This is a genomic window from Pseudomonas sp. MPC6, assembly GCF_006094435.1.
Classification (GTDB): Bacteria; Pseudomonadota; Gammaproteobacteria; order Pseudomonadales; family Pseudomonadaceae; genus Aquipseudomonas.
In genome coordinates this window covers 2,993,713-3,010,007 of record NZ_CP034783.1, presented here as the reverse complement: position 1 = coordinate 3,010,007, position 16,295 = coordinate 2,993,713, and the positions used below count along the sequence as shown (strand labels likewise).

Below are 16,295 nucleotides of genomic sequence, written 5' to 3'. Positions count from 1 at the left end.
CGCTGACATGACCCGGACTGCCAGAGTTACCGACCCTTCCTACGAGCTGATGGACGACCACAACGGGTTGTCCATCATCTATCGCCAGCATGGCTTCCCCTGCCCGCTGGTGCGTTGGCATTTTCACAAGGAATACGAACTGCACCTGATCGTCGCCAGCTCCGGCAAGGTGTTCATCGGCGACTATATCGGCAACTTCTATCCGGAATCGCTGTTCCTCACCGGCCCCAACCTGCCCCACAACTGGATCAGCCAGGTCGCCGAAGACGAAGTCGTGCCCAAGCGCGACATGCTGGTCAACTTTACCGATGAATTGTTCGACAGCGGCCATCTGGTGTTCGCCGAGCTCAAGAGCCTGGCACCGCTGCTGGAGCGTGCGCAGTACGGCATCGAATTCCGCTGCAAACGCACCATCCGCCAGGCGATGGGCCTGATGCAGCGTATCGCCGACACGAAGGGCGTGACCCGGCTCGGGCACTTTTTCATTCTGCTGGAGCTGCTGGCGGCCTGCGACGATTACCAAACGCTCTCCGGCGCCACGACGCCGCAGTTGGCCGACGAACACAACATCGATCGCACCAACCGGGCGGTGGATTACATCTTCGCCCACTACGCCCGGGATCTGTCGCTGGAGGAAGTGGCCGAGCACCTGGGCATGAAGCCGACCTACTTCAGCCGGGTGTTCAAACAAGCCACCGGGCGTTGCTTCATCGAATTCGTCAATCGCCTGCGCATCAGCAAATCCTGCGAGCTATTGGCCGACGGTGACAAACCGGTGACCGATGTGTGTTTCGAGTCGGGGTTCAACAATATTTCCAATTTCAATCGACGGTTTCAGCAGCTCAAAGGCATGACACCGTCGCATTACCGCAAGTTGGCGGTGCAGCGGTTGACCGAGCAGAATCTGGGGTAAAGAAAGATCAAAAGATCGCCGCCTCCGGCAGCGCCTACAGGGGATCGCATTCCCCAGTAGGCGCTGGCTTGCCAGCGAAGGGGCCCTCGAAACCTGTACAAATCCAATGCTATTCAACCGCCGCAAAGCCGCCCCCAGCACCTCTCCCCCTCGACTCTAGTGCAAAATAGTATCAATCCAAGTGCGACGGATGATTTGTCACGCCATCAATTGAAGGCTGTAATCAGCGCACATTCTTCCCGCCCCAGGAAGACACAAAAACAATAACTGTCCTTCTGCAACCCGCCGGGTGCAGAAAAGGAGTGCACGATGCAACCTTCTGTAAAAGCTCTGCTAGCCCTCACCTGCATGACCCTCAGCAGCGTCAGCCTCGGCGCCCAGATCCTGACCATCGCCACCGTCAACAACAGCGACATGATCCGCATGCAAAAGCTCTCGAAAACCTTCGAGGCCGAGCATCCAGACATCAAGCTCAATTGGGTGGTACTGGAAGAAAACGTCCTGCGCCAGCGCCTGACCACAGACATCGCCACCCAGGGTGGCCAGTTCGACGTGCTGACCATCGGCATGTACGAAGCGGCCCTCTGGGGCGCCAAGGGTTGGCTGGAGCCAATGAAGGACTTGCCGGCCAGCTACGCCCTCGACGATGTATTCCCTTCGGTGCGCGAAGGCCTGTCGGTCAAGGGCACGCTTTATGCCCTGCCGTTCTACGCAGAAAGCTCCATCACCTATTACCGCACCGACCTGTTCAAGGACGCCGGGTTGACCATGCCCGAACGCCCGACCTGGACCCAGATCGGCGAGTTCGCCAGCAAGCTCACCAACAAGGACAAGGAACAGTACGGCATCTGCCTGCGCGGCAAGGCCGGCTGGGGCGAGAACATGGCGCTCATCAGCACCGTCGCCAATGCTTATGGTGCACGCTGGTTCGATGAGCAGTGGAAGCCGGAATTCACCGGTCCGGAATGGAAGAACGCGCTGAATTTCTACGTCGACACCATGAAGAAATCCGGCCCGCCGGGTGCTTCGAGTAACGGTTTCAACGAAAACCTGGCGCTGTTCAACAGCGGCAAGTGCGCAATCTGGGTCGATGCCAGCGTGGCCGGCTCCTTCGTCACCGACAAGAGCCAGAGCAAGGTCAGCGAACAGGTCGGCTTCACCTACGCACCGCACGAAACCACCGACAAGGGCTCGGCCTGGTTGTACTCCTGGGCGCTGGCGATTCCCACCAGCTCCAAGGCCAAGGACGCCGCAAAAACCTTCAGCGCCTGGGCCACTTCCAAGGAGTACGGGGCGTTGGTCGCGGAAAAAGACGGCATCGCCAACGTGCCGCCAGGCACCCGGGCCTCGACCTACAGCGAGGCCTATCTGCAGGCTGCGCCATTCGCCAGGGTAACCCTGGAATCGCTGAAAGCGGCGGACCCGAGCAAGCCGAGCGCCAAACCGGTGCCGTACATCGGCATTCAGTTGGTGACCATTCCTGAATTCCAGGCGGTGGGCACCCAGGTCGGCAAATTGTTCTCCGCGGCGCTGATCGGCCAGACCACGGTCGACCAGGCCCTGACCGCCGCCCAGTCAACCACCGAACGTGAAATGAAGCGCGCCGGTTATCCCAGATAACCCCGCCCCCTTGTAGGAGCGAGCTGGCTCGCGATGAGGCCGGTACATCCGAAGCATCTTCAGCGACTGCAATACCGCTTTCGCGAGCAAGCTCGCTCCCACAGTTTGATCTTCACAGGTCTGCATTAATCGGTGTTATCGCCATGAATACTTCAACTGCCAAAGCTCATATCGACCTCCCCCAACCCGTGCGTAAAAGCCGCTTGGCCAACCCCGGCTGGTTCCTGGTCAGCCCCTCGGTGGCGCTGTTGCTGCTGTGGATGATCGTGCCGCTGGGCATGACCGTGTATTTTTCGCTGATCCGCTACAACCTGCTCTACCCCGGTGAAAACCAGTTCGTCGGCCTGGAAAACTTCAGCTACTTCCTCAGCGATTCCGGGTTCATGCCCGGCGCCACCAACACCCTGTTGCTGGTGGGCAGCGTGCTGCTGATCAGCGTGGTGTTCGGCGTGTTGATCAGTGCCTTGCTGGAGGCCAGCGAGTTTCTCGGCCGCGGCATCGTGCGGGTGCTGCTGATCTCGCCGTTCTTCATCATGCCCACCGTCGGTGCGCTGATCTGGAAGAACCTGATCTTCCACCCGGTGTCGGGGATTCTCGCCTACGTCTGGAAACTGTTCGGCGCGCAGCCGGTGGACTGGCTGGCGCATTACCCGCTGCTGTCGATCATCATCATTGTGTCGTGGCAATGGCTGCCCTTTGCGATCCTGATCCTGATGACCGCCATGCAGTCCCTCGACCAGGAGCAGAAGGAAGCCGCGCGCCTCGATGGGGCCGGTCCGATCGCGATTTTCTGGCACCTGACCCTGCCGCACCTGGCCCGCCCGATCGCGGTGGTGGTGATGATCGAAACCATCTTCCTGCTCTCGGTGTTCGCCGAAATCTTCACCACCACCAATGGCGGCCCCGGCTACGCCTCGACCAACCTCGCCTACCTGATCTACAACCAGGCGCTGGTGCAGTTCGACGTCGGCATGGCCTCCGCCGGCGGCCTGATCGCGGTGCTGATCGCCAACATCGCGGCCATCGTCCTGGTGCGGATGATCGGCAAAAACCTGACCGACAAAGCCTGAGGCCATTGCCATGACCCTTCAACAATCCCGTCGTCTGCAAAGCCTGCTGCTGGGCACCCTGGCCTGGGCCATCGCGATCCTGATTTTCTTCCCGATCTTCTGGATGGTGCTGACCAGCTTCAAGAGCGAAATCGATGCGTTCGCCACGCCGCCGCAGTTCATCTTCACCCCGACCCTGGAGAACTACCTGCACATCAACGAGCGCAGCGACTACTTCAGCTTCGCCTGGAACTCGGTGGTGATCTCGTTCAGCGCCACCGCCCTGTGCCTGCTGATCGCGGTGCCGGCCGCCTACTCCATGGCGTTCTACGAAACCCAGCGCACCAAGGGCACGCTGCTGTGGATGCTCTCGACCAAGATGCTGCCGCCGGTGGGCGTGCTGATGCCGATCTACCTGCTGGCCAAGAGTTTTGGCCTGCTCGATACGCGCATCGCGCTGATCGTGATCTACACCCTGATCAACCTGCCGATCGTGGTCTGGATGATTTACACCTACTTCAAGGACATCCCCAAGGACATCCTCGAAGCCGCGCGACTGGACGGCGCGACCCTGTGGCAAGAGATGGTGCGGGTGCTGCTGCCGATCGCCAAGGGCGGCCTGGCCTCCACGGTGCTGCTGTCGCTGATCCTGTGCTGGAACGAAGCCTTCTGGTCGCTGAACCTGACCTCGTCCCAGGCCGCACCGCTGACGGCGCTGATCGCCTCGTACTCCAGCCCCGAAGGGCTGTTCTGGGCGAAGTTGTCGGCAGTCTCGACCCTGGCCTGCGCACCGATCCTGATCTTCGGCTGGATCAGCCAGAAACAACTGGTCCGCGGCCTGTCGTTTGGCGCGGTGAAATGAAGATCGTCGGCCCAACGCGATCTCACACATGGATGGTTGACCCAACGCGATCCCCTGTAGGAGCTGGCTTGCCAGCGAAGAGGCCCGCAAATTTTGCATCGATCTTTCAGCCGCCTTCGCTGGCAAGCCAGCTCCTACAAAAAGCGAAGAGGCCCGCAAATTTTGCATCGATCTTTCAGCCGCCTTCGCTGGCAAGCCAGCTCCTACAAAAAGCGAAGAGGCCCGCAAATTTTGCATCGATCTTTCGGCCGCCTTCGCTGGCAAGCCAGCTCCTACGAAAAGCGAAGAGGCCCGCAAATTTTGCATCGATCTTTCGGCCGCCTTCGCTGGCAAGCCAGCTCCTACGAAAAGCGCGCCCGGCACAAGTTGAATAACAACAATCGGAGACCCATCACCATGGCCAACCTGAAAATCAAAAACCTGCAAAAAGGCTTCGAAGGCTTTTCCATCATCAAGGGCATCGACCTGGAAGTGCGCGACAAGGAATTCGTGGTCTTCGTCGGCCCCTCGGGGTGCGGCAAGTCCACCCTGCTGCGACTGATCGCCGGCCTGGAAGAAGTCAGCGGCGGCACCATCGAACTCGATGGCCGCGACATCACCGAAGTCAGCCCGGCCAAGCGCGACCTGGCGATGGTGTTCCAGACCTACGCCCTGTACCCGCACATGAGCGTGCGCAAAAACATGTCGTTTGCCCTCGACCTGGCCGGCGTGCCCAAAGCCGACGTCGAGAAAAAGGTCAACGACGCCGCGCGCATCCTCGAACTCGGGCCGATGCTGGAGCGCAAGCCCAAGCAACTCTCCGGCGGCCAGCGCCAGCGCGTGGCCATCGGCCGGGCGATCGTGCGCAACCCGAAAATCTTCCTGTTCGACGAACCGCTGTCCAACCTCGACGCCGCCCTGCGGGTGCAGATGCGCCTGGAACTGTCGCGGCTGCACAAGGAACTGCAAGCGACCATGATCTACGTGACCCACGACCAGGTCGAAGCCATGACCCTGGCCGACAAGGTGGTGGTGCTCAACGGCGGCAAGGTCGAACAGGTCGGCTCACCGCTGGAGCTCTATCACCAACCGGCCAACCTGTTTGTCGCCGGCTTCCTCGGCACGCCGAAGATGGGCTTCCTCAAGGGCAAGGTCACCGGCGTCGACCGTCAGAGCTGCGAAGTGCTGCTGGACGCCGGCACCCGTATCAACCTGCCATTGAGCGGCGCCAACCTGAGCGTCGGCGGCGCCGTTACCCTGGGCATCCGCCCGGAACACCTGGAGCTGGCACAAACCGGCGACTGCACGTTGCAGGTCACCGCCGACGTCAGCGAGCGCCTGGGCAGCGACACGTTCTGCCACGTGGTAACGGCGTCCGGCGAAGCCCTGACCATGCGCGTGCGCGGTGACCTGACCAGCCGTTACGGCGAAACCCTGAGCCTGCACCTGGATGCCGAACACTGCCATTTGTTCGATGCCGACGGCGTAGCGCTGACCCGTCCGTTGCGCGTTGCCGCCTGAATTCAGAGAGCCTGTGATGAAACTGAATAACCAGAATCTGCACCACCTCGCCCCCGAAGTGATCCTGCCCGCCTACACCCTGAGCGACACCCGCCAGGGCATCGCGCACATCGGCGTCGGCGGTTTCCACCGCGCGCATCAGGCGTATTACACCGACGCCTTGATGAACACCGGCAAGGATCTGGACTGGGCCATTTGCGGCGTCGGCCTGCGCGCCGAAGACCGTCGTGCCCGGGATGACCTGAAGGCGCAGGATTACCTGTTCACCCTGCTTGAGTTGGGCGACTCCGACGACACCGAAGTCCGGGTGATCGGCGCCATCCGCGACATGCTGCTGGCCGAAGACGGCGCCCAGGCGCTGATCGACAAACTGGCGAACCCCGAGATTCGGATTGTCTCGCTGACCATCACCGAAGGCGGCTACTGCATCGACGACAGCAACGGCGAATTCATGGCCCATTTGCCGCAGATCCAACATGACCTGGCCCATCCGGACGCACCGCAAACCGTGTTCGGCTTTCTTTGCGCCGCCCTGGTCAAACGCCGTGCCGCCGGCACGCCGGCATTCACCTTGATGTCCTGCGATAACCTGCCGCACAACGGCACGGTCACCCGCAAGGCGCTCCTGGCGTTTGCGGCCCTGCGCGATGCCGAACTGCGCGACTGGATCGATAGCAACGTCAGTTTCCCCAACGCCATGGTCGACCGCATCACGCCGATGACCAGCGCTGAACATCGCCTGCAACTGGCCGCCAGGCATGCCGTCGACGATGCCTGGCCAGTGGTCTGCGAACCCTTTGCGCAATGGGTGCTGGAAGACAAGTTCGTCAACGGGCGCCCGGCCTGGGAACAGGTCGGCGTGCAGTTTACCGACGACGTCACGCCTTACGAAGACATGAAGATCAAGCTGCTCAACGGCAGCCACCTGGCCCTGACGTATCTGGGATTCCTGAAGGGATACCGCTTCGTTCACGAGACCATGAACGATCCGCTGTTTGTCCGGTACGTGCGCGCTTACATGGATCTGGACGTGACGCCACAGTTGTCGCCCGTGCCGGGGATAGACCTGACCGACTACAAGAACACCCTGGTCGCACGCTTCTCCAACCAGGCGATTGCCGACCAGTTGGAGCGCGTGTGCTCGGACGGTTCGTCGAAGTTTCCCAAGTTCACCGTGCCGACGATCAATCGCTTGATTGCCGAGGGCCGCGAGACGAAGCGTGCGGCGTTGGTGGTGGCAGCCTGGGCCTTGTACTTGAAGGGGGTGAATGAGCAGGGCGATACGTACTCGATTCCGGATCCGCGCGCGGCGTTTTGTCAGGCGTTGGTGGCCGATGATGTGTTGATCACCCAGCGGTTGTTGGAGGTCGAGGAGATCTTTGGTACGCAGATTCCCCGCTCGCCCGAATTTGTGGCGGCGTTCGAATGGTGCTGCAACAGCTTGCGCGAGGTTGGGGTGACGCGAACCCTGGAGCGGGTGCTGGCGTAAGTACCGTGGTGAATCTGCTGCCGTCTTCGCGGGCAAGCCCGCTCCCACACTGGTCCGCGGTGGAATACATATTTGTGGACGACGCGGGTCCCTGTGGGAGCGGGCTTGCCCGCGAAGGCGGACTGACAGGCACCCTATACGTTGAATGTTGACTGACATCGACCTGACGATCCAAGGATCCTCCATGGCAAACCAACAACTTTTCCTCGGCATCGACTGCGGCACCCAAGGCACCAAGGCCCTGATCCTCGACGCCATCAGCGGCGAGGTCCTCGGCCAGGGTGCGGCTCCCCACAGCCTGATCAGTGGCGCCAATGGCCGGCGCGAGCAGGACACGTCGCAATGGCTGGAAGCATTCGCTTGCGCCACTCGCCAAGCGCTGATCGCGGCCAATGTCGACGGCCAGGACATCCTTGGCATCGGCGTCTCCGGTCAACAACACGGCCTGGTCCTGGTCGACGATCAGGGCCAGGTACTGCGCCCGGCCAAACTCTGGTGCGACACCGAATCCAGCGCGCAGAACGACCGCCTGCTGGCCCACCTGGGCGGCGAAAGCGGCTCGCTGGAACGCCTCGGCGTCGTCATCGCGCCGGGCTATACCGTATCCAAGCTGCTCTGGACCAAAGAACAGCACCCGCCAACGTTTTCCCGCATCGCCCACATCCTGCTGCCCCACGACTACCTCAACTTCTGGCTCACCGGCCGCAGTTGCAGTGAGTATGGCGATGCCTCGGGCACCGGCTATTTCAACGTTCGCACCCGTCAGTGGGACTTGCAGCTGCTGCGCGACATCGACCCCACCGGCCGCCTGCAAGCCGCGTTGCCGGAGCTGATCGACGCCCACCAGGCCGTTGGCACCCTCCTGCCGGGCATCGCCGAACACCTGGGCATCAACCCGCAGGCCCTGGTGTCCAGCGGCGGTGGCGACAACATGATGGGCGCCATCGGCACCGGTAACATCAAGCCCGGTGCAATCACCATGAGCCTCGGTTCCTCGGGAACGGTCTACGCCTATGCCGACCAGCCGAATGTCAGTCCGGACGCCTCGGTCGCGACCTTCTGTTCATCCAGCGGTGGCTGGCTGCCGCTGATCTGCACCATGAACCTGACCAATGCCACCGGGGTGATTCGCGAGTTGTTCGAGCTGGATATCCCGCGCTTCAACGAGCTCGTCGCGCAAGCGCCGATCGGTGCCGAAGGCGTGTGCATGCTGCCGTTTCTCAATGGTGAACGGGTGCCTGCCCTGCCCCATGCCACGGGCAGCCTGCTGGGGCTGACCATGACCAACCTGACGCAGGCCAACCTGTGTCGCGCCGTGGTCGAGGGCACGACCTTCGGTTTGCGTTATGGGCTGGACCTGTTGCGCCGCGATGGCCTGCAAAGCCGCAGCATCTGCCTGATCGGCGGCGGCTCGAAAAGCACGGTGTGGCGGCAGCTGGTCGCGGACATCATGAACACCCCCGTGATCTGCACCGGGCAAAGCGAAGCCGCGGCGCTCGGCGCAGCGATTCAGGCGGCGTGGTGCAAGTCCTGGGCAAACGGCCATGAACACAGCCTGGCGGATTTGTGCAAGCGCTGCGTAAAGCTCGATCCGGCCAGCGAAACCCTGCCGATAGCCGACAATGTGGCAGCCTGCCAGCAGGCGTATGAACGCTATCGACAGCAGGTCGCCATCCTTTGAAGAGAAGGAACTGCCGACAGGCGGCGTTCAGCCGGCTTAACCATCTCTTAACGCTGCGGTCCAAAGCTTTACTGGACCGCACGCCCTCAGATCTCTCTGACGCCCAGTGCGGCAGGTTCGACCTTATGTCGAGCTGACTTTTCGCCTGCACTGGAGATCGTTCATGAACACGCGCACATTGTTGTCGACAGCCGCCCTCGCCTGCACCGCCTTTGCCGGTCTTGCTCTGGCCGACGAAACGTCCTCGACCCAGGTCCAAGTCCCTGCATATCACTATGGAATGCCATTGCACGTGGCCAAGGTCATCTCGCTGACCGAGCCCTCGACCCTGTATTGCGAAGTCATTACCGCTGAAATGAAGTACATCGACACGTCAGGCCAAACGGCTCAGATCACTTATCGAAAACTGTCCGACGCTTGCAGCATGCAAAGCTGACCAGGCAGTACGCAGTGCACCGGCAAATGGCTCGAGCGCCATGCCGGTCCTGGCATATTGCATGCTGATGATAGAGCTGGCGCCGGGCCTGGCTTTCCGCCAGACCGGCGCGAGCCTTGAAACCGTGGGGTTAAAGCGCTTTCCTGTCCGGATGCAGAGTCTGGACTTCGGCTCTGTTTTGCATGTCCACACGCAATTCGGCAATCAGGTCATTGATTTCCCTGCAGCCATTGAGATGTTTGGCGTTGATTCCGGTCACCATCAGATCGAGGTGATCGGTTTTACGATCGGAATACACTTTTATAGTCATCGACAGGTCCGGCGACAACGTACATTGACAACGTTTCGGAAGAAAACTGCTTTCAATGATGTTTCGAAGTTCCAAGGCAGAAAGAAACATTACGACCCTCTCCTTAATGTGAGAATGCCAATCAAACATCCACGTCGATCAGTACTAAATTCCCCGCTCATGTTTCTTGCAGGCTTTATCAAGTCCTCATCTGACTGTTTTCCGGTGTAGCCACTGACTCAAATGAAAAGCCGGTCAGCTCAAGGCCAGCTACAGCATAAAACATGCCGCGAATTTCGCCGTGCAGCTCATCGGTAATTTCAATGATATACGGGCACTGACAGCAAACCTTTTCATGCAAAATGCAACAAAAGTCGATTTCAACCCGGCAATTTGCATGATCCACGGCGGCAAGATTGTAACGACCTTGACTCAGTATCTGCCGACTCCACATACACGCAAGGCCGCATCACGGGATCTTTGACCTATATCACTACCGTCGGGCTGAATCTTCGGCAGGCGATGTTTTACTTCAGGCCAACCTTGTACAGCACTCCGTCAGCCTCATCGGTCAACACATACAAATAGCCGTCCGGTCCCTGCCGCACATCACGAATGCGTTTGTTCAGCTCACCCATCAACCGCTCTTCGTGCACCACCTTGTCGCCGTCGAATTGCAAGCGAATCAGCTCCTGACTGACCAGCGCGCCGATAAACACATTGTGTTGCCAGGCCTTGAAGCGATCGGCATCGTAAAACGCCATGCCGCTCAGGCCAGGGGATTTTTCCCAGACATGGTGTGGCGCGACGGTGCCTTCGGCGGTCTTGCCCGTGGCTTCCGGAATCGGCTGGCCGGAATAGTTGATGCCGTGGGTTGCCAGCGGCCAGCCATAGTTCTTGCCACGCTCGATAACGTTGATCTCGTCGCCGCCCCGGGGGCCGTGCTCGTTTTCCCAGAGGACGCCGGTCCAGGGGTTGAGCGCCGCACCTTGTGGATTGCGCTGGCCATAAGACCAGATCTCCGGGCGCACGCCGGTCTGACCGACAAAGGGGTTGTCGTCCGGGACCTTGCCGTCGGGATAGATCCGCACGACCTTGCCCTGCAGTTTGTCGAGGTCCTGGGCCGTCGGCCGGTCGTTGTTCTCACCGAGGGTGATGAACAGATAACCGTCGCGGTCGAACACCAGGCGCGACCCAAAGTGGTTGCCGACCGACAGTTTGGGCTCCTGGCGGAAGATCACCTTGAAGTTCCTGATTGACTTCAGGTCTTGCGACAATTGTCCGCGGCCGACCGCGGTCCCGGCCTTGTCGCCCTTGCCGCCCCCTTCGGCATAAGACAGATAGACCGTGCGGTCTTGCTTGAAGTCGGGCGACAACGCCACATCCAGCAAGCCGCCCTGGCCCTTGGCCCAGACTGTCGGCACGCCGTCGAGCGGGGCCGAGAGCTTGCCGTCAGTGCTGACCACTCGCAGGTTGCCAGGGCGTTCGGTTACCAGAATGCCCTGGCGATCGGGCAGGAACGCCAGGGCCCACGGGTGCTCCAGGCCCTCGACGATCGGGGTCACTTCGAGGGTGCCCTGTTCACTTTTCAGTTCTTGAACGGGCGCGGCATAGGTCGGTGCGGTCGCAGTGATCAAGGTGCTGGCACAGAGTGTGGCCAGGAGGGTTCTACGCAACATGCACGATTCCTTTTGTCGTCAGGATGGCTGGCAGACTTGCGTCTTGCCGTTCAACGGTTGCTGGTGCCTGTGTCTCGATGAGGCGGATTGGGTATGAATATCGGTTGGCTAGGCGCAGCGGGGCGGTCCTGGGGATAGCGGTTGCCAATCCCGCCGTTGTCCAGGGTCGGTGGTCGCGGAACCGGTACGGTGTTCGGTCCGCGAATGCCAGGAGCTCCGGGTTGGGTGCCCTGCATGCTGTTGGGGTTGGCCCGGCGAATCGGGCTGTTGTATGGATTGCTTGAATTGCCCGTCGGGCTCTGCGCCAGCAGCAACGGTGAGGATGGCGCCGGATCGGCCTGGGCCGGATTGCTCAGCACGCCACTCAACGCCAACGCAGTGATGCCAAGCGTTAATCGGTTCATCGGGAGCCTCTCGACGTAAGCGTGGATAGAGTCTTCGATAGCACGCTACGCCCGGGGTTCGCATTTGTTAATCAAAACCTCCCAGGCAGATGTAACACCCTTTGACCGTACCGCTGATCCGCCCTCGAAATGCGGCTCAAAGCGGCTGAAACTTTTGCTCCAGGCCACGGGTCACCTGATCATCACTTGGGAGAAGACGACGATGCCACGAGCAATCTGGAAAGGCGCAATCAGTTTCGGGCTGGTGCATATCCCTGTCGCGCTGGTCTCGGCGACGTCTTCCCAAGGGGTGGATTTCGACTGGCTCGACAGCCGGAGCATGGAGCCGGTCGGCTATAAGCGCATCAACAAGGTCACCGGCAAGGAGGTCACCAAAGAGCACATCGTTAAAGGTGTGCAATACGAAAAGGGGCGCTACGTGGTGCTCAGTGAGGAGGAGATCAAGTCGGCGCACCCGCTGTCCACACAAACCATCGACATCTTTTCCTTTGTCGACAGTGAACAGATTCCCCTGCAAAACATCGACACACCCTACTACCTTGCACCCGATAAACGCGGCGGCAAGGTCTACGCGCTGCTGCGCGAAACCCTCAGCAAAACCAACAAGGTCGCCCTCGCCCACGTGGTCTTGCACACTCGCCAGCACTTGGCCGCACTGATGCCGCTGGAGTCGGCCATGGTCCTGGTCATGCTGCGCTGGCCGGCTGAAGTGCGCAGCCTGGATACGCTCGAACTGGGCAGCGAAGTCACCGATGCGAAGCTGGTCAAGGGCGAGCTGGACATGGCCAAGCGGCTGGTTGAAGACATGAGTGCCGAGTGGAGCCCTGAGGACTACCGCGACAGTTTCGAAGACAAGATCATGGCGCTGGTGGAGAAAAAGGCCCATGAAGGCAAGATCGAGGACGTGGAAACTGCGACGGGTGAAGAGGAGCGCAAGACCGCGGATGTGATTGATTTGACCGAGTTGCTCAAGCGTAGTCTGGGGGGCAAGGCGGCTGCCAAACCTGCAGCGAAAGCTAAATCGACCGACAAGCCGGCACCGGCGAAAAAACCTTCAAAGCGTTCCAGTGGCTGATTGAACACAGGAGCATCCATGAGTTATGCGATGGAAGTGCAGGCCTCTTCGCGAGCAAGCCCGCTCCCACACTTGACCGCACTCCATTGGAGAAACCGGTTCGAATGTGGGAGCGGGCTTGCTCGCGAAGGCGTCAGGGACCGCAACGCAAAAATCAGATCAGTACAAAAACTGCCAGCAACCCACCCAGAATCGCCCATTTCTCCAGATAATAAAGCTTGCGATTGCGCTTCTTGAGCGCCTTTCCCCTCAGGCGAAACTTGTAGATTTTGCCGAACAGACGGTTGATAGCACCGGTCTTGTCGCCCACAGCGTTCGGCGCCCCCGCTGCCGCCATCACATGGCGGCTGAACCAGCCATTGAACGCTGCCGCCCAGCGATACTTCATCGGCCGCTCAATGTCGCAGAACAGAATGATGCGATTTTGCTGGGTGGTGTTTTCGGCGTAATGAATAAAGGTCTCGTCGAACATCACCGCTTCACCGTCGCGCCAGTGGTAGTTCTCGCCATCGACGTTGATGTAGCACCCGGCATCGTTCGGCGTGTCCAGGCCCAGGTGATACCTATAGGATCCGGCATACGGATCGCGGTGACGGACCAGTCTGGATCCCGGTGGCAGCTCGGCAAACATCGCGGCCTTGATCGAGCCGATACTCTGCACCAGTTCAGTGGTGCGCGGGCAGAGTTTCATGGCTGATGGGTGGCTATCGCCGTACCACTTCAGGTAAAAGCGCTTCCAGCCCGTCTTGAAGAACGAGTTGAATCCGACATCGTCATACTGGTTCGAGCGTTTGATCTCACCGTTCTCGAGCAGGCTCTGGCCTTCGGCGCGAATGTCTTGCCAATGGGTCTGCAACGGACTCAAGTCAGGAAAATCGGCAGTGTCGAGATAAGGCCTGTTGGGGATTTTCGAGAACAGGTAAAGGAAGCAATTGACCGGTGCCAGAAATGTCGAGTGATCACTCAGCTGGCGGCCCAATTTGTGGCGCACGCGTCCGCGCAGATGAACGTACGCGATCGATACAACATAAATAACAGCAATGATGAGCTTCACGAAAATCGTCACACGTCAGAAGTGAACAAACTGCGTCCCCTGGAGGGCCTTGTGCAGCGTCTGATATCGAAACGGAGGTGCCGGTGGCGCGTCCCTGAGCGCATGTCGACTGTCGGCCTCAGGATCAAAGGTGGCATTTTAGCCAGCGTTTGTAACCTGCTGTTAGCATTCAGCGCTTAAAATCTGACCGCTGATGGTGTCAAAGGAGCCGTACGGCCTCAACGCCCTATCGTTTAAAGAGCCAGACCAGTACAATCGCCGCCAAACATTATGCGCCCCCCTTGGCTGATGACGGGAATGAACCCCGCCTCAGCGCACTTCGACTCGGGCCAAGCGCTCCTTATGCTGCTGTCCACTTATTGCCAGATGGACCTTCCGCTTCTGACCGGGATGAATTTACCGTGGTTCGGAGACCGGAAACGGGTACTGAATCGGTACTGCCGCAACCCTTGCTACTTTTTAAGCTTCGCAGGAAAAACCTTTGATCTCTACAGCTAACATCACGATGCAGTTCGGCGCCAAGCCGCTATTTGAAAACGTTTCGGTGAAATTCGGCGCGGGCAACCGTTATGGCCTGATCGGCGCGAACGGTTGCGGCAAATCGACCTTCATGAAAATCCTCGGTGGCGACCTCGAGCCATCGGGCGGCCAGGTCATGCTGGAGCCGAACGTGCGTCTGGGTAAATTGCGCCAGGACCAGTTCGCCTACGAAGAATTCACCGTGATCGATACCGTGATCATGGGTCACGAAGAGCTGTGGAAGGTCAAGGCCGAGCGCGACCGCATCTACTCGCTGCCGGAAATGACCGAAGAAGACGGCATGGCCGTGGCCGAGCTGGAAACCGAGTTCGCTGAAATGGACGGCTACACCGCCGAATCCCGTGCCGGCGAACTGTTGCTGGGCCTGGGTATCGGCATCGAGCAGCACTTCGGCCCGATGAGCGAAGTGTCCCCGGGCTGGAAACTGCGCGTATTGCTGGCTCAGGCGCTGTTCTCCGATCCGGAAGTGCTGTTGCTCGACGAACCGACCAACCACCTGGACATCAACACCATCCGCTGGCTGGAAAATATCCTGACCCAGCGCTCCAGCCTGATGATCATCATCTCTCACGACCGTCACTTCCTGAACAGCGTGTGCACGCACATGGCTGACCTGGATTACGGCGAGCTGCGCCTGTTCCCGGGCAACTACGACGAGTACATGACCGTGGCGACCCAGTCCCGCGAGCAACTGCTGTCGGACAACGCCAAGAAGAAAGCACAGATTTCCGAGCTGCAATCGTTCGTCAGCCGCTTCTCGGCCAACGCCTCGAAAGCCAAGCAAGCGACCTCCCGCGCCAAGGCGATCGACAAGATCCAACTGGCCGAGGTCAAGCCTTCGAGCCGTGTCAGCCCATTCATCCGTTTCGAACAAACCAAGAAGCTGCACCGTCAGGCGGTCATCGTCGAGCGCATGGCCAAAGGCTTCGACGGCAAGCCGCTGTTCAAGGATTTCAGCTTCGTGGTTGAAGCCGGAGAGCGCGTGGCGATCATCGGCCCGAACGGTATCGGTAAAACCACCCTGCTGCGCACCCTGGTCAATGAACTGACCCCGGATGCCGGTACCGTGAAGTGGACCGACGCCGCGGAACTGGGCTACTACGCCCAGGACCACGCGCACGACTTCGAAGACGACTGCAACCTGTTCGACTGGATGGGCCAATGGACCCAGGGCGGCGAGCAAATCGTTCGCGGCACCCTCGGCCGGATGCTGTTCTCCAACGACGAGATCCTCAAGTCGGTCAAGGTCATCTCCGGTGGTGAGCAGGGTCGCATGCTGTTCGGCAAGCTGATCCTGCAAAAGCCGAACGTGCTGATCATGGACGAACCGACCAACCACTTGGACATGGAATCGATCGAGGCGCTGAACCTGGCGCTGGAGAACTACCCGGGCACGCTGATCTTCGTCAGCCACGACCGTGAGTTCGTATCGTCCTTGGCTACTCGCATCATCGAGTTGAGCGCCAGCGGCGTGATCGACTTCAGCGGTACCTATGATGACTACCTGCGTAGTCAGGGTGTTGTGTTCTAAAGAGCAGCTATTGGTTTCAAGCTGCAAGATGCAAGTAAAAGCCCTGTCCTTGTGACAGGGCTTTTTGCATTTCAATGTTCAAGAATTTCTGTGGTGCGCAAATCATCGCGAGCAAGCTCGCTCCTACAGGTGACCGCGATCCAATGTGTGAGCGGGCTTGCTCGCGAAGAGGC

14 protein-coding genes are annotated in these 16,295 nt (G+C 59.8%); 10 read left to right on the top strand and 4 right to left on the bottom strand.

The features are described 5' to 3' along the window. Positions 1-7: 7 nt before the first annotated feature. The 8 genes from ELQ88_RS16100 (at position 8) to ELQ88_RS16065 (ending at position 9,550) form a co-directional block, all read left to right on the top strand. On the top strand, positions 8-913 hold the full coding sequence (locus ELQ88_RS16100) for an AraC family transcriptional regulator (RefSeq protein WP_138966249.1): 906 nt from the start codon (positions 8-10) through the stop codon (positions 911-913). 309 nt (positions 914-1,222) lie between these two features. Further along, positions 1,223-2,533 carry a sugar ABC transporter substrate-binding protein gene (locus ELQ88_RS16095; RefSeq protein ID WP_138966247.1) on the top strand — a complete coding sequence of 437 codons (1,311 nt, stop codon included), beginning with the start codon at positions 1,223-1,225 and terminating at the stop codon, positions 2,531-2,533. Positions 2,534-2,676: 143 nt separating this feature from the next. Beyond that, positions 2,677-3,603, top strand: coding sequence for a sugar ABC transporter permease (locus ELQ88_RS16090; RefSeq protein WP_128873486.1), 927 nt, complete (start codon positions 2,677-2,679; stop codon positions 3,601-3,603). 10 nt (positions 3,604-3,613) lie between these two features. Beyond that, entirely contained in the window at positions 3,614-4,444 is an 831-nt protein-coding gene (locus tag ELQ88_RS16085; protein ID WP_128873487.1) for a carbohydrate ABC transporter permease, read from the top strand. A gap of 396 nt (positions 4,445-4,840) precedes the next feature. Further along, positions 4,841-5,944 carry a sn-glycerol-3-phosphate ABC transporter ATP-binding protein UgpC gene (gene ugpC / locus ELQ88_RS16080; protein ID WP_138966245.1) on the top strand — a complete coding sequence of 368 codons (1,104 nt, stop codon included), beginning with the start codon at positions 4,841-4,843 and terminating at the stop codon, positions 5,942-5,944. Between the two features lie 16 nt (positions 5,945-5,960). Next, positions 5,961-7,433 (top strand): mannitol dehydrogenase family protein, encoded by a 1,473-nt coding sequence (locus ELQ88_RS16075; protein WP_138966243.1) that lies wholly within the window; start codon positions 5,961-5,963, stop codon positions 7,431-7,433. A 184-nt stretch (positions 7,434-7,617) separates the two neighbouring features. Beyond that, entirely contained in the window at positions 7,618-9,114 is a 1,497-nt protein-coding gene (xylB, locus tag ELQ88_RS16070; protein WP_138966241.1) for a xylulokinase, read from the top strand. Positions 9,115-9,277: 163 nt separating this feature from the next. Beyond that, positions 9,278-9,550, top strand: coding sequence for a DUF2790 domain-containing protein (locus ELQ88_RS16065; RefSeq protein WP_138966239.1), 273 nt, complete (start codon positions 9,278-9,280; stop codon positions 9,548-9,550). Positions 9,551-9,680: 130 nt separating this feature from the next. Here ELQ88_RS16065 and ELQ88_RS16060 read toward each other — a convergent pair whose 3' ends face one another. From ELQ88_RS16060 to ELQ88_RS16050, 3 genes are all read right to left on the bottom strand, one after another. Then, a complete protein-coding gene (locus tag ELQ88_RS16060; protein ID WP_138966237.1) occupies positions 9,681-9,950 on the bottom strand; it encodes a DUF1652 domain-containing protein in 270 nt (89 codons plus the stop codon). A 416-nt stretch (positions 9,951-10,366) separates the two neighbouring features. Further along, positions 10,367-11,518, bottom strand: a complete 1,152-nt coding sequence (locus tag ELQ88_RS16055; RefSeq protein ID WP_138966235.1) for a PQQ-dependent sugar dehydrogenase — start codon at positions 11,516-11,518, stop codon at positions 10,367-10,369. Between the two features lie 50 nt (positions 11,519-11,568). Then, positions 11,569-11,922 carry a hypothetical protein gene (locus tag ELQ88_RS16050; protein WP_128873494.1) on the bottom strand — a complete coding sequence of 118 codons (354 nt, stop codon included), beginning with the start codon at positions 11,920-11,922 and terminating at the stop codon, positions 11,569-11,571. A gap of 202 nt (positions 11,923-12,124) precedes the next feature. Here ELQ88_RS16050 and ELQ88_RS16045 point away from each other — a divergent pair, with 202 nt between their 5' ends. Continuing rightward, complete coding sequence (locus tag ELQ88_RS16045) at positions 12,125-12,997, top strand: Ku protein (RefSeq protein ID WP_128873495.1); 873 nt, start codon at positions 12,125-12,127, stop codon at positions 12,995-12,997. A gap of 154 nt (positions 12,998-13,151) precedes the next feature. Here the strand turns inward: ELQ88_RS16045 and lpxO are convergent, their stop codons facing one another. Beyond that, positions 13,152-14,051, bottom strand: coding sequence for a lipid A hydroxylase LpxO (gene lpxO, locus ELQ88_RS16040; protein WP_138966233.1), 900 nt, complete (start codon positions 14,049-14,051; stop codon positions 13,152-13,154). 481 nt (positions 14,052-14,532) lie between these two features. Between lpxO and ELQ88_RS16035 the strand changes: the two genes are divergently transcribed. Further along, complete coding sequence (locus ELQ88_RS16035; protein ID WP_128873497.1) at positions 14,533-16,122, top strand: ABC-F family ATPase; 1,590 nt, start codon at positions 14,533-14,535, stop codon at positions 16,120-16,122. Positions 16,123-16,295: the final 173 nt, after the last annotated feature.

What these genes read in the sequence shown, in the direction of transcription:
- ELQ88_RS16100 (WP_138966249.1), top strand. Translation starts at nt 8, where the DNA reads ATGACCCGGACTGCCAGAGTTACCGACCCTTCCTACGAGCTGATGGAC.
- ELQ88_RS16095 (WP_138966247.1), top strand. Translation starts at nt 1,223, where the DNA reads ATGCAACCTTCTGTAAAAGCTCTGCTAGCCCTCACCTGCATGACCCTC.
- ELQ88_RS16090 (WP_128873486.1), top strand. Translation starts at nt 2,677, where the DNA reads ATGAATACTTCAACTGCCAAAGCTCATATCGACCTCCCCCAACCCGTG.
- ELQ88_RS16085 (WP_128873487.1), top strand. Translation starts at nt 3,614, where the DNA reads ATGACCCTTCAACAATCCCGTCGTCTGCAAAGCCTGCTGCTGGGCACC.
- ugpC (WP_138966245.1), top strand. Translation starts at nt 4,841, where the DNA reads ATGGCCAACCTGAAAATCAAAAACCTGCAAAAAGGCTTCGAAGGCTTT.
- ELQ88_RS16075 (WP_138966243.1), top strand. Translation starts at nt 5,961, where the DNA reads ATGAAACTGAATAACCAGAATCTGCACCACCTCGCCCCCGAAGTGATC.
- xylB (WP_138966241.1), top strand. Translation starts at nt 7,618, where the DNA reads ATGGCAAACCAACAACTTTTCCTCGGCATCGACTGCGGCACCCAAGGC.
- ELQ88_RS16065 (WP_138966239.1), top strand. Translation starts at nt 9,278, where the DNA reads ATGAACACGCGCACATTGTTGTCGACAGCCGCCCTCGCCTGCACCGCC.
- ELQ88_RS16060 (WP_138966237.1), bottom strand. Translation starts at nt 9,950, where the DNA reads ATGTTTCTTTCTGCCTTGGAACTTCGAAACATCATTGAAAGCAGTTTT.
- ELQ88_RS16055 (WP_138966235.1), bottom strand. Translation starts at nt 11,518, where the DNA reads ATGTTGCGTAGAACCCTCCTGGCCACACTCTGTGCCAGCACCTTGATC.
- ELQ88_RS16050 (WP_128873494.1), bottom strand. Translation starts at nt 11,922, where the DNA reads ATGAACCGATTAACGCTTGGCATCACTGCGTTGGCGTTGAGTGGCGTG.
- ELQ88_RS16045 (WP_128873495.1), top strand. Translation starts at nt 12,125, where the DNA reads ATGCCACGAGCAATCTGGAAAGGCGCAATCAGTTTCGGGCTGGTGCAT.